At 65.6% G+C, this 12,096-nt stretch carries 11 protein-coding genes, 2 tRNA genes and 1 pseudogene; 2 read left to right on the top strand and 12 right to left on the bottom strand.

The window, feature by feature from the left end; all coding sequences use genetic code 11:
- From B4L36_RS05410 to bhcA, 4 genes and pseudogenes are all read right to left on the bottom strand, one after another.
- Positions 1-332: pseudogene (locus tag B4L36_RS05410) on the bottom strand (ornithine cyclodeaminase family protein); the annotation flags it as partial.
- Positions 332-1,495 (bottom strand): 3-hydroxy-D-aspartate aldolase BhcC, encoded by a 1,164-nt coding sequence (gene bhcC / locus B4L36_RS05405; protein WP_292953520.1) that lies wholly within the window; start codon positions 1,493-1,495, stop codon positions 332-334. The gene bhcC and the pseudogene B4L36_RS05410, both read right to left, overlap by 1 nt.
- On the bottom strand, positions 1,492-2,469 hold the full coding sequence (gene bhcB / locus B4L36_RS05400; protein WP_292953518.1) for a beta-hydroxyaspartate dehydratase BhcB: 978 nt from the start codon (positions 2,467-2,469) through the stop codon (positions 1,492-1,494). The genes bhcC and bhcB overlap by 4 nt, the downstream gene beginning before the upstream one ends.
- The gene (gene bhcA / locus B4L36_RS05395; RefSeq protein WP_292953515.1) at positions 2,469-3,659 is read right to left on the bottom strand and encodes an L-aspartate--glyoxylate aminotransferase BhcA; all 1,191 of its coding nucleotides are present in this window, start codon (positions 3,657-3,659) and stop codon (positions 2,469-2,471) included. Before bhcA ends, bhcB begins: the two co-directional genes overlap by 1 nt.
- Before the next feature lie 185 nt (positions 3,660-3,844).
- Here bhcA and bhcR point away from each other — a divergent pair, with 185 nt between their 5' ends.
- Positions 3,845-4,645 (top strand): HTH-type transcriptional regulator BhcR, encoded by an 801-nt coding sequence (gene bhcR, locus B4L36_RS05390; RefSeq protein ID WP_292953512.1) that lies wholly within the window; start codon positions 3,845-3,847, stop codon positions 4,643-4,645.
- Here bhcR and B4L36_RS05385 read toward each other — a convergent pair.
- From B4L36_RS05385 to B4L36_RS05370, 4 genes are all read right to left on the bottom strand, one after another.
- Positions 4,642-6,906 (bottom strand): adenosylcobalamin-dependent ribonucleoside-diphosphate reductase, encoded by a 2,265-nt coding sequence (locus B4L36_RS05385; RefSeq protein WP_292953509.1) that lies wholly within the window; start codon positions 6,904-6,906, stop codon positions 4,642-4,644. The genes bhcR and B4L36_RS05385 overlap by 4 nt on opposite strands.
- 195 nt (positions 6,907-7,101) lie before the next feature.
- On the bottom strand, positions 7,102-7,968 hold the full coding sequence (locus B4L36_RS05380; protein WP_292953506.1) for a lysophospholipid acyltransferase family protein: 867 nt from the start codon (positions 7,966-7,968) through the stop codon (positions 7,102-7,104).
- A complete protein-coding gene (locus B4L36_RS05375; protein ID WP_292953503.1) occupies positions 7,965-8,747 on the bottom strand; it encodes a GNAT family N-acetyltransferase in 783 nt (260 codons plus the stop codon). The genes B4L36_RS05380 and B4L36_RS05375 overlap by 4 nt, the downstream gene beginning before the upstream one ends.
- 154 nt (positions 8,748-8,901) lie before the next feature.
- Positions 8,902-9,081: a DUF3553 domain-containing protein gene (locus tag B4L36_RS05370; protein WP_292953500.1), complete on the bottom strand. Its 180-nt coding sequence runs from the start codon at positions 9,079-9,081 to the stop codon at positions 8,902-8,904.
- Between the two features lie 39 nt (positions 9,082-9,120).
- Between B4L36_RS05370 and B4L36_RS05365 the strand changes: the two genes are divergently transcribed.
- Positions 9,121-9,750: a histidine phosphotransferase family protein gene (locus tag B4L36_RS05365; RefSeq protein ID WP_292953497.1), complete on the top strand. Its 630-nt coding sequence runs from the start codon at positions 9,121-9,123 to the stop codon at positions 9,748-9,750.
- Positions 9,751-9,793: 43 nt separating this feature from the next.
- Here the strand turns inward: B4L36_RS05365 and B4L36_RS05360 are convergent, their stop codons facing one another.
- The 4 genes from B4L36_RS05360 to B4L36_RS05345 all read right to left on the bottom strand — a co-directional run.
- Entirely contained in the window at positions 9,794-11,095 is a 1,302-nt protein-coding gene (locus tag B4L36_RS05360; RefSeq protein ID WP_292953494.1) for a glutamate-5-semialdehyde dehydrogenase, read from the bottom strand.
- A gap of 221 nt (positions 11,096-11,316) precedes the next feature.
- Positions 11,317-11,393: transfer RNA gene (locus B4L36_RS05355), tRNA-Asp, on the bottom strand.
- A 25-nt stretch (positions 11,394-11,418) separates the two neighbouring features.
- Positions 11,419-11,495, bottom strand: a tRNA-Asp gene (locus B4L36_RS05350).
- A 141-nt stretch (positions 11,496-11,636) separates the two neighbouring features.
- A partial coding sequence (locus tag B4L36_RS05345) for a PRC-barrel domain-containing protein (protein ID WP_292953491.1) occupies positions 11,637-12,096 on the bottom strand: 460 nt, incomplete at its 5' end.

Below are 12,096 nucleotides of genomic sequence, written 5' to 3'. Positions count from 1 at the left end.
GTGCGCAAGGCGGTCAGCAGGTTGCCGCCCACCGCCGCCGCGACCCGTCCGGTATCCGGGTCGAAGAGAAATACCGTGGACTGGTGGTTGATGATCCCGTGCTTCTGGTTGTTGGGCCAGTAGCCGCCGGCCTTCAGTCCAAGGTTCAGCGCCGCCCTGTCGAAGCCGCCCTTGAAGCCATACAGCGCATCTTCGTAGCCGATCGCCTCGCGCACGACCGGAAAGTTGCTGGCATCTCCGCGCGCCATGGCCGCGAAGACCGCCTCGACCGCCTCGAACGCCGCCTCGGGCGTCATCAGGCCGGCGATTTCCTTTTCAGGAACGACCCACATCAATAGGCCTTCCCGCGCGCGCTGACCGGCCACAGCGTTTCGACCTTGCCGTTGCGGACACCGACATACCAGTCATGGACGTTGCAGGTCGGATCGCAATGGCCCGGCACCAGTCGCAGCTTGTCATTCACTTTCAGCGCGCCGTCCGGATCCTCGATCACGCCATGTTCGTCGCTGCATTTGACGTATTTCACGTCGTCGCGGCCATAGATGAAGGGCAGCCCGCTATCGACCGACTGCGCCTTCAGGCCGGCATCGCAGATGGCCTTGTCGGGCTTGGCGTGGCTCATCACGCTGGTCAGGATGAACAGCGCGTTTTCCCATTCGCCCTGGTCGATGCGCTTGCCGTCCTTGTCGTGGATACGTCCGTAATCGGCATCCATGAAGGCGTAGCTGCCGCATTGCAACTCATTGTAGACGCCCGAATTGCTTTCGAAATAGTAGCTGCCGGTGCCGCCGCCCGAGACCAGCTCGGGTTCCAGACCCTCGGCCTTCAGCGCATCGACGGCGTCCCGCACCTGCGCGATGGCAGCGTCCAGTTTCGCCTTGCGGTCGTCATAGCTGTCCAGATGCTGCATCGCGCCCTGATAGGCCTGGATGCCGGTGAATTTCAGTCCCGGCGCGGCATCGACGGCGCGCGCGATCTCGACCACTGCGTCGGCGGTCTTGACCCCGCAGCGGCCGGCGCCGCAATCGATCTCGACAAAGACTTCCAGTTGCGTGCCGCGCTTCTGCGCCGCCGCCGACAGGTCGGCCACGTTTGCCACGTCGTCCACGCAGACGATGATCCGGCTGCCATGCTTGGGCAAACGCGCCAGTCGGTCGATCTTCTTCGGGTCGCGGACCTGGTTGCTGACCAGCACGTCCTTGATGCCGCCGCGGACAAAGACCTCGGCCTCGCTGACCTTCTGGCAACAGACACCGACCGCGCCGCCCAGGCTTTCCTGCAATTTCTGCACGTCCACGGACTTGTGCATCTTGCCGTGGCTGCGGTGGCGCATCCCGTGTGCCCTGGCGTAATCGCCCATCTTCCTGATGTTGCGCTCCAGCGCGTCCAGATCGAGGATCAGGCAGGGTGTCTGGATTTCGCTTTCATCCATGCCGGGCAGCGCCGGCACGTCGAAGCCGACTTCCAGATTGTCGAAGTTCGCGGGTGCGTTCATGACGCCTCTCCTTGGGTCCAGGGCAGCCTGTCCAGATCGACATTGCCGCCGGTGATGATGATGCCGACGCGCTTGCCGGCGAATGCGTCGCGGTTTTTCAGGATGGTGGCCAGCGGCACGGCGCTGCTGGGCTCCATCACCACGCGCAGATGTTTCCAGATCAGCTTCATCGCATCGACGATCTCGGCGTCGGACGCGGTATAGATGTCGGAGACGTGGTTGCTGACGAAATGCCAGGTCAGGTCCTTGAGCGGCACCAGCAACCCGTCGGCGATGGTCTTGGGCGCATCATCGGCGATGATGTGGCCGGCCTTGAAGCTGCGATAGGCGTCATCGGCCTGTTCCGGCTCGGCCGCGATCACCCGCGTCTGGGGCGACAGCGTCGCCAGCGTCAGGCAGGTGCCCGAAATCATGCCGCCGCCGCCGATCGGGGCGGTGACGATATCCAGCCCGTCGGCCTGCTCCATCAGTTCCTTGGCGCAGGTGCCCTGCCCCGCGATCACGCGCGGGTCGTTGTAGGGATGGACGAAATCGCCCCCCGTCGCCTCCTGCACCTTCGCAAAGGTCGCCTCGCGCGAGCTGGTCGAGGGATCGCACTCGGTGATCTGGCCGCCATAGCGGCGCACGGTGTCCTTCTTGGCCTGTGGCGCGGTGCGCGGCATCACCACATGGCAGGGAATACCCCGCCGCATCGCCGCGTAGGACAGGCACGAGGCGTGATTGCCCGAGGAATGCGTGGCCACGCCCCTTTTCGCCTGATCGTCGCTCAGCCCGAAGACCGCGTTGCTGGCGCCGCGGACCTTGAAGGCCCCCGGTTCCTGGAAATTCTCGCATTTGAAGAACAGCTGCGCGCCGGTCAGATCGTTCAGGTAATCCGATGTCCGGACCGGCGTGCGCCGGATATGCGGCTTGATCCGATCATGCGCGACCAGCATGTCGTCATAGGTGGGAATATCCATAGCGATGTCCTTCATCATGCGGCTGCCCGCTGGCTGCCGGCGGCGCTCTGGCGATAATGATCCTGCGCCGCGGCGACGCCGCTGCCAAGCGTGATCGGCAGGCCCAGGTCGGCCATGACCATTTCCGCCGTGGCAATGCCCGACAGCGCCATCACGTCCGTCAGCATGCCCAGATGCCCGATGCGGAAGACCTTGCCGGCCACGTCGCCCAGACCGGTGCCGAAGGCCACGTCATAGGTGTTCAGCGCATGGCTGACGATGCGGTTGGCGTCAAAGCCCTCGGGGACGCGGATCGCGCTGACGCTGTCGGAATACAGATCCGGCCGCGCCGCGCAAAGCCGCAAGCCCCAGGCGTCGACCGCGCGGCGCACGCCCTCGGCGATGCGGTGATGGCGGGCAAAGACATTGTCCAGCCCCTCATCCAGCAGCATCTGGCAGGCCAGGTTCAGGCCGTTCAGCAACCCGACCGGCGGCGTGTAGGGATAACCGTTGGCGGCATAGCCTCTGGCCATGTCGCGGATGTCGAAGAAGGTGCGCGGCAGCCGGGCGGTCTCGACCGCCGCCATCGCCTTGGGCGAAAAGCCCAGGATGGCCAGGCCCGGCGGCAGCATGAAGCCCTTCTGGCTGCCGGTCACGGCGATATCGACGCCCCATTCATCCATGCGGAAATCGTAGCAAGCGATCGAACTGACGCCATCGACCAGCAGCAGCGCCGGGTGGCCTGCGGCATCCAGCGCGCGGCGGACGGCGGCGATGTCGCTGCGCACGCCGGTCGCGGTTTCGTTATGGGTGGCCAGAACCGCCTTGATCTGATGTTCCCTGTCCGCGGTCAGGATGTCCTCGAAGCGATCGGCGGGCACGCCCTCGCCCCATTCCTGCATGACGACCTGGACGTCCAGCCCGTGCCGCTGGCACATGTCGATCCAGCGATGGCTGAACATGCCGTTGCGGGTGGCCAGAACCTTGTCGCCGGCCGACAGCGTGTTGGTGATCGCGGTTTCCCAGCCTCCGGTGCCGGTCGAGGGAAAGACAAAGACCCGGCCCTCGGCCGTCTTCAGCACCTGTTTCACACCGTCCAGCGCGGGATGCAGGATGCGCCCGAAAACCGGGCTGCGATGGTCGATCGTGGGCATGTCCACGGCCTTGCGCAGCACCTCTGGAATGTTGGTGGGACCGGGAATGAAGACGGGGTTCTGGCTTGTCATGGCGACTCCTCCTGCGAGTATCGAAATGCTAGCCCTGCCCTTGCAAGTTCGCAATTTTTCTGGAAATCATTTCCGGCAAGCGGAAATGTTCCGGATTGTCCCGTTTTTACAGAGCGTTGCGATTTTCCAGTTGCGCAACGGGATTTTCGTCCGCAAGAGATGGCTGAATTAAGCAGAGGTTGAAAATGGCTGAACCGCAACGCAAACGGGGTCGCCCGCGCAGCGCGCCCGAGGCCGCGGGCACGATTCAGGCGCTGGACAGGGCGCTGGACATTCTGGATTTGCTGGCCGCCCATCCCGGCCTGACGCTGTCCGAGGTGGCCGAAAGGATGGACCAGTCGCCCTCGACCGTGCACCGTGTGCTGCATACGCTGGCCGCGCGCGGCGTGGCGGAAAGCGACCCGGCAACCCAAGCCTGGCATATCGGGCCGGCAACCTTCCGGCTGGGATCAGCCTTCATGCGCCGCTCGGGCATCGTCGAGCGCGCGCGCCCGATCCTGCGCGCACTGATGGAACATACCGGGGAAACCGCCAATCTGGGTATCCTGAACGGCGACGCGGTGCTGTTCGTCAGCCAGGCCGAAACGCACGAGACGATCCGCGCCTTCTTTCCGCCCGGCACCCGCTCGGCGCTGCACGCCTCCGGCATCGGCAAGGCGCTGCTGGCCTTCGGCCGCCCCGAGATCCTGCGTGAGGTGCTGGAGCGCGCGCCGCTGCAACGCTTTACCGACAACACCCTGACCACGCCCGAGGCATTGCAGGCCGACATGTCGCGCATCCGCCATCGCGGCTTCGCCTTCGACGACGAGGAACGTACCCGCGGGATGCGCTGCATCGCCGCCCCGGTCTTCGATCTGACGGGCGAGGCCGTGGCCGGCATCAGCGTCAGCGGCCCGACCCACCGGATCGGGCACGAGCATGTCAAGACGCTGGGCGCCGCCGTCGCCGCCGCCGCGGGCGATCTGACCCAGGCGTCAGGCGGCTAGCCGCATTTGGAATGGCCGCAGCTTGGGCAGGTCATGCAGCCCTCGACCATCCGCATTCCGTATTGCCCGCAGCTTGGGCAGGCCGGGCCGCCGGGCGCCTCGCCGATGGTCATGACCTCGGCCTTCGGGTCCGATTTCAGCCCCTTGCCCTCGCCTTCCAGAAAACCGATGGCGATCATGTGGCGTTCGATCACGCCGCCGATCGCGGCGAGGATCGAGGGGACATAGCGGCCGGCCATCCAGGCGCCGCCACGCGGGTCGAACACCGCCTTCAGTTCCTCGACCACGAAGGACACGTCCCCGCCGCGTCGGAACACCGCGCTGATCATCCGCGTCAGCGCCACGGTCCAGGAATAATGTTCCATGTTCTTGGAATTGATGAAGACCTCGAAGGGCCGGCGATGACCCGATTGCACGATGTCATTCACGGTGATGTAGATCGCGTGTTCGCTGCCCGGCCATTTCAGCTTGTAGGTCGCGCCCTCCAGTTCGGCCGGACGGTCCAGCGGCTCGGTCAGATAGACCACATCGGCGCCCTGATCGGCCTCGGGCGCGGTTTCGGACTTTTCGCTGACCGACAGCACGCTGCCGGTCACATCGTTGGGTCGATAGGTGGTGCAGCCCTTGCAGCCCAGATCCCAGGCCGACAGATAGACATCCTTGAATTCCTCGAAACCGATATCCTCGGGGCAGTTGATGGTCTTGGAGATGGAACTGTCGACCCATTCCTGCGCGGCGGCCTGCATGGCGACGTGATCGCGGGGGGCCAGCGTCTGCGCGTTCACGAAATAATCCGGCAGGGCCGCGTCGCCATGCAGGTCGCGCCACATCTGCACGGCGTAGTCGACCACCTCTTCCTCGGTGCGCGAACCATCCTTCTGCAGAACCTTGCGGGTATAGGCATAGGCAAAGACCGGCTCGATCCCCGAAGAGACGTTGCCGGCGTAAAGGCTGATTGTCCCGGTCGGCGCGATGCTGGTCAGCAGCGCGTTGCGGATACCGTGTTTTGCCACCGCCTCGCGCACATCCGCGTCCATCTTCGACATGAAGCCGGATGCAAGATATTTCCCGGCATCGAACAGCGGAAAGGCGCCCTTCTCTCGCGCCAGATCGGTGCTGGCCAGATAGGCGGATCTGGCGATGGCCTTCATCCAGACGCGCGTCTGTTCAACCGCATCAGCCGCGCCGTAGCGCAGGCCCAGCATCAGAAGCGCATCGGCAAGGCCGGTGACGCCCAGTCCGATCCGGCGCTTGGCCTGCGCCTCGGCCCGCTGCTGCGGCAGCGGGAATTTCGAGGCATCGACGACATTGTCCATCATCCGGATGGCGGTCCGGACCAGGCCGTCCAGCGCCTTTTCGTCCAGCCTGGCGGCATCGGTGAAGGGATCCGTCACCAGCCGCGCCAGGTTGACCGAACCCAGCAGGCAGGCGCCATAGGGCGGCAGGGGCTGTTCGCCGCAGGGATTGGTCGCGGCGATCGTCTCGACATAGTTCAGGTTGTTGGCCTTGTTGATCCGGTCGATGAAGATCACGCCGGGTTCGGCGTAATCATAGGTGGCCTTCATGATCCGGTTCCAAAGATCGCGCGCCTGAACCGTGCGATAGACCCTGTCGCCATAGGTCAGGTCCCATGGCCCGTCGGCCCTGACCGCCTCCATGAAATCGTCGGTGACAAGGACGGACAGATTGAACATGCGCAACCGGGCGCTGTCCTGCTTCGCCTCGATGAAGTGTTCCACGTCCGGGTGGTCGCAGCGCATCGTCGCCATCATCGCCCCCCGGCGCGACCCGGCCGACATGATCGTGCGACACATCGCGTCCCAGACATCCATGAAGGACAGCGGGCCGGACGCGTCGGCCGCCACGCCCTTCACCTCGGCTCCGCGCGGGCGGATGGTGCTGAAATCGTAACCGATCCCGCCACCCTGCTGCATGGTCAGCGCGGCCTCCTTCAGCATGTCGAAGATGCCGGCCATGCTGTCGGGAATCGTGCCCATGACGAAGCAGTTGAACAGCGTCACCGAGCGGCCGGTGCCCGCGCCCGCCAGAATCCGTCCGGCGGGCAGGAACTTGAAATCCTCCAGCGCGGCGTAGAACCGATCCTCCCACAGCGCGGCGTCCTTCTCGACCCGCGCCAGATCGCGCGCCACGCGCCGCCAGCTATCCTCGACCGATGCGTCGATCGCCTTCCCCTCGGCGTCCTTCATCCGGTATTTCATATCCCAGATCTGTTCGGCGATGGGGACGGCAAAGCGGGTCATAGCGGCATTCCTTTGGCAGTCACGACGGGCGAGACCACTATATATAGTCATCGGAGAGACTTCGGATAACCCGCCGATCATGCGCGTTCAAGCCTCAATAGGGAAGCCCCCGAAGATCGGCATTTCCGCGCAATCAAGGCCGATGCAACACCCGCCGGGACACCGCCCAACCGCGTCGCCGCTTGCGCCCCTCTCTCAGCCCTGGCGCCTGGGCGGGTTCTGGACAAGTCCCTGTTCGACCCCGCCCCGCACCGCGGCCTCGGTCTTCGCGGCCAGAGATTTGCGCGTCTCGCCCGCGACCGGCACCGGCTGATGCAGCACCACCTCTGCCATTCCCTGACGGCGCGCGGACAGCACTGCCAGCAGGTGATCGGCCAGCGCCATGTCGGCCCACCAGCCGTAAAACCGCGGATCAGCGCCTTCGGGTGCGTGGTAGATCACGCTCATCGGCTGGATGGCCAGATCCGCGGGCAGGCCGGGATCCAGAAAGCCCTGAAACAGCGTCGGCTTGAAGGCCAGAACGCGGCGACCATCGGTCGAGGTGCCCTCGGGAAAGAACAGCAGCCGGTGGCCGGCGCGGATGCGGGCGGCGAATTCGGTCGCCTGCGCACGGGCAAATTTCGGGTCACGGACCACGAAATGCGTGTTCGTGACCGCCGTCAGGATATTGATCCCCGGCCAGCGGCGAACCTCGGCCTTGCTGACGAAAAAGACCGGCATGGCGGCGTTCATGGTCAGGATATCGAGCCAGCTCGAATGATTCGCCACCACCGCGCCGGGGCCGCGCATGGGTCGCCCCTTGCGCTGCCAGTCCAGGCCGATACAGGCCAGGACCAGCCGGCAGACAAGTTGCACATGCGGCCCCGTCCAGGGCCGGCGCGAGCCGTGGATCAGCCTCTCGGCCGCGCGCAGCGGCAGGATCAGCACCACGCCCAGCAACAGCACCAGCAATGCCGGCACAGCCCGCCGGATCACCCGCCACCATTCCGCCACGCCGTGCGGGCGCGGCAAGGCCGGAGGCGCGCCTTCGCGCCATGTGGCCTCGCGCAATGGCCCGCTCATTGGCCGTGCCAGCGGCTTTCATAGAACTTTCGATGCTTGTCCGACATTGCCTTGGTATCCATCAGCAGGAACACATCGGTCGTGTTGAACGCGCGGTCCACGAAAGCACCTTCGCCCACCAGCCCGCCCAGCCGCAGATAGGCCTTGATCAGCGCCGGCATCGACACCAGCGCCTCGCGCCGGTCCAGCCGTTCGGGCGGAATCAGGTCCATCGGCTGAAAGCCCGCCGCGCGCGCGCGCGGGCGCAGACCCAACGGCGCCAGATGGTTGTGATGCAGCCAGCTCAGCGAGGGTGCCAGTTCGGCCGGGTCGGTGCCGTGGAAACTGGCCACGCCGAACAGCACCTCGATCCCCAGATCCAGCACATAATCGGCCAGCGCGTTCCACAGCAGGAACATCCCCGAGCCACCCCTGTAATCGGGATCGACGCAGGACCGGCCCAGTTCCAGCAGCGATCGCCCCGATTGCCGCAGCGGTGTCAGATCGTATTCCGCATCGCAGTAGAATCGCCCGAATTCGGCCGCGCGGCTGCCGGGCAGAAGGCGATAGGCGCCGACCACGTGATCCAGGTCTTCGGCGGAACGGCGGGTGTCGATCAGGCACAGATGATCGACGACCGGATCGAATTCGTCGCGTTCCAGCCGCGCCTCGTGGTCGACCAGCGCGCCATCGCCACCCAGTTCCTCGACGAAGACACGATAGCGCAGGCGCTGTGCGGCCTTCAGATCGCGCTCCGAGGTTGCGATGCGGATGTCGAAATAGGAGGGGGCGGACTTCATGAAGCCTGAAGGATTGTTGCAGGGCGGTGCGGCCTGTCTAGGCGCGGGGCGGCATCATTGCAACATGGCCGGATCGGCGAGCGGCGGTTGACTCCGGGTAAGGCTTGAGGGATACAACCCTTGGTTGCAGAACGACGTTCATGATTGAAAGACTTCACGAATCCCGCGTCCAGACGATATCCAGAACGACCCGCCGGCCGTCTATCACACGCTTTCCGGCCTCGGTGAAATTCACGGTAATGCGATCCCCGATCCGCGACTGCACCTGTCCGTCGCCCCATTCCGGGGCCGCGGGATGGCGCACGATCATTCCGGGTTCCAGCATCTCGTTCAAGGCCGCACCTCGCATCATCGTCAAGGAAGGTAAACCCGCATGACGCTCGACACAATGCAGATCGGATCCGGCGAATTGGCGCAAATGGTGGGGTCGCGGCTGTGCCATGACCTGATCTCGCCGCTTGGCGCGATCGGCAACGGGGTCGAATTGCTGGAGATGTCGCCCGATTTTCCCGGCATTTCCGACAGCCCGGAATTGCGTCTGATCGCCGAATCGGTGGCCGCCGCGCGGGCCCGGATACAGGCCTTCCGAATCGCGTTCGGGCAGGCGCAGGGCGATCAGCGCGTCAGCCGGGCGGAACTGGCGCGTCTGGCCGAGGGGGTTTCCGCGCAAGGGCGACTGAAGGTTCAGCTTGATGCCCAGGGCGACTTCGCACGCGCCGATGTGCGGATGGTCATGCTGGCGCTGATGTGTCTGGAGACCGCGCTGCCCTGGGGCGGGCGGGTGATGATTCTGCACGGCTCGGCCGGGTGGCGATTCGTCGCCGAGGCAGATCGCACCAAGCCCGATACCGCGCTGTGGGCGCTGTTCGATCCGGGCGCCGAAGGCAGTCGCGCCTGCGGCCCCGCCGAGGTCCATTTTGCCCTGCTGGCCGATGCCGCGCGTCGCGCCCGCCGCGGCATCCGCTGGGAGGTGGACGAACAAGGCGCCGAAATCGCCTTCTGAGGCAAGGGGCCGACCCGGGCCGGCTTGCCGCACGGCAGGGCGATCAGTCGCGGATGGCTCCCTTGCCCGTCACCAGATACTTGAAGCTGGTCAGCTGCTCGGCCCCCACCGGCCCGCGGGCATGCATCTTGCCGGTGGCGATTCCGATCTCGGCACCCATGCCGAATTCGCCGCCATCGGCGAACTGGGTCGAGGCGTTGCGCATCAGGATCGCGCTGTCCAGACCGGCAAAGAACCGCTGCGCGACCCGGTCGTCGCGGGTGACGATCGCCTCGGTGTGCTGGCTGCCGAAACGGCGGATATGGTCGATCGCGCCCTCGACCCCATCGACCAGTTTCGCGGCGATGATCATGTCCAGAAACTCGCGTCCGAAATCGTCATCTTCGGCCGTAACCACCCCCGGCAGACCGGCCAGCGCGCCCTCGGCCCGAACCTCGACGCCAGCCGCGACCAGATCGGCGATCAGGTCTTCGCGCAGCCCGCGATCCGCGGCGCGGTCGATCAGCAGACATTCCGCCGCACCGCAGATCCCCGTCCGCCGAGTCTTGGCATTCAGCACCACGCGGCGGGCGATGTCGGGATCGGCGGCGGCATCGACATAGACGTGACAGATGCCTTCCAGATGCGCAAAGACCGGAACCCGCGCCTCGCGCTGCACCAGCCCGACCAGACCTTTGCCACCGCGCGGAATGATCACGTCGATCAATCCCTGGGCCTGCAACATGGCGCTGACAGCGGTCCGGTCGCGCACCGGCACAAGCTGGATCGCATCTTCGGGCAAACCTGCCTGGCGCAGGCCCCGCACCATGCAATCATGGATCGCGACGCTGGAATTCAGGCTTTCCGATCCGCCGCGCAGGATCACCGCATTGCCCGATTTCAGCGCCAGCGCGCCCGCGTCGGCCGTCACGTTGGGACGGCTTTCATAGATCACCCCCAGCACCCCGATGGGCGTCCGCACGCGCTGGATATGCAGACCCGTCGGCCGATCCCATTCCGCGATCACCGCGCCCACCGGATCAGGTTGTTCGGCCACCGCGCGCAGGCCGTCCTCGATGCCGCGCAGACGGTCCCGGTCCAGTCGCAGCCGGTCCAGCATGGCACCGCCCAGCCCGTTCTTCCGGGCCAGATCCAGATCCGCGGCATTGGCCGAAAGAACCTCGTCGGCCCGCTGGCGGATCGCCTCGGCCGCGCCGATCAGCGCCGCGTGTTTGCGCTCGGCCGAGGCCGTGGCCAGCGTCACCGAGGCCGTCCTGGCCGCCGCGCCCATCCGCGCGATCAGGGCCGCCGATTCATCCATGTCCTTCATCGCCTTTCGCCTCGCTGCAGGGCGCGCGGGTCGCATCGCATGACGGGTTCGATCCGTGCCCGGTCGCGTGAAATGTCACCCATACCCAATCCCGCAAGGAAACAGGAGTCCTGATATGACCCATGACCCGCCCGTCCCGGACCATGCCTTCCGTCGCAACTCCGTCGTCGTGACAAGGCGACGCATGACGCGACATGCCTGCGCCCGGGCAAGGCGCGCCGGTATCGGGAAAAGAGATGGGGAAGGCTGATGAAGGATGGCGCGGTTGACGGGGCTCGAACCCGCGACCCCCGGCGTGACAGGCCGGTACTCTAACCAACTGAGCTACAACCGCACACATGTCGGGCGAAGGATGTGAGTGGCGCGGTTGACGGGGCTCGAACCCGCGACCCCCGGCGTGACAGGCCGGTACTCTAACCAACTGAGCTACAACCGCACACTCGCATCCCCCGGCCGATCGCCCGCCGGGGTGAGCGGGGTTTACGCACAGCGCCCGGTCCCGTCAAGGCCGCGTCACAAAAAATCGCGCGCCGGAACGGTCCGGCGCGCGATCGGGTTTCAGGCGGCTTTCGCGGCGCTATTCGGCTGGCTTGTATTCCGGCATATCCTCGATCTGCTCGGAATCCTGCGCGATATAGGCGCGGACCGTTCCCTCGCCATCGCGCTGGAACGAGATCTGGTCCATCGGCAGCGAAACCTGACGTTCGCCCATTCCCAGAAAGCCGCCGACACTGACGATGGCGGCGTTGTTGGCTGTGTCGAAACTGTCAACCTCGCCGATCTCTTCATCATCCGAGGCAAAGACCTGAAGCCCGTCCAGACCGGTCGCGACGACCTCGTCGGCGTTGACCACGGTCTGTCCTTCCCGCTGCGCGATCTGCGCGGCTGCGGTCTGGATCCCAGCATTCTCGGCACTGGTATCCTTGGCGTTGGCGTCAGTCGCAGCCGCTCCGCCAGCAGCCTGATCCCCGGCAGCGGGTGCCGCCGCGCTGTCGTTCGCGGCCTGGTCGGGGGCGGCCGTGGTCGGCGCGGTTTGT

Origin of the sequence: Paracoccus sp. UBA889, assembly GCA_002294185.1 — a bacterium.
Classification (GTDB): domain Bacteria; phylum Pseudomonadota; class Alphaproteobacteria; order Rhodobacterales; family Rhodobacteraceae; genus Paracoccus.
This window is presented reverse-complemented; position numbering and strand designations above follow the sequence as displayed.

Bases quoted from the DNA above. Each gene is read 5' to 3' on its own strand.
- B4L36_RS05385 (WP_292953509.1), bottom strand. From the start codon at position 6,906: ATGACCCGCTTTGCCGTCCCCATCGCCGAACAGATCTGGGATATGAAA.
- bhcA (WP_292953515.1), bottom strand. From the start codon at position 3,659: ATGACAAGCCAGAACCCCGTCTTCATTCCCGGTCCCACCAACATTCCA.
- B4L36_RS05360 (WP_292953494.1), bottom strand. From the start codon at position 11,095: ATGCGACCCGCGCGCCCTGCAGCGAGGCGAAAGGCGATGAAGGACATG.
- B4L36_RS05380 (WP_292953506.1), bottom strand. From the start codon at position 7,968: ATGAGCGGGCCATTGCGCGAGGCCACATGGCGCGAAGGCGCGCCTCCG.
- bhcC (WP_292953520.1), bottom strand. From the start codon at position 1,495: ATGAACGCACCCGCGAACTTCGACAATCTGGAAGTCGGCTTCGACGTG.
- B4L36_RS05375 (WP_292953503.1), bottom strand. From the start codon at position 8,747: ATGAAGTCCGCCCCCTCCTATTTCGACATCCGCATCGCAACCTCGGAG.
- bhcB (WP_292953518.1), bottom strand. From the start codon at position 2,469: ATGAAGGACATCGCTATGGATATTCCCACCTATGACGACATGCTGGTC.
- B4L36_RS05365 (WP_292953497.1), top strand. From the start codon at position 9,121: ATGACGCTCGACACAATGCAGATCGGATCCGGCGAATTGGCGCAAATG.
- bhcR (WP_292953512.1), top strand. From the start codon at position 3,845: ATGGCTGAACCGCAACGCAAACGGGGTCGCCCGCGCAGCGCGCCCGAG.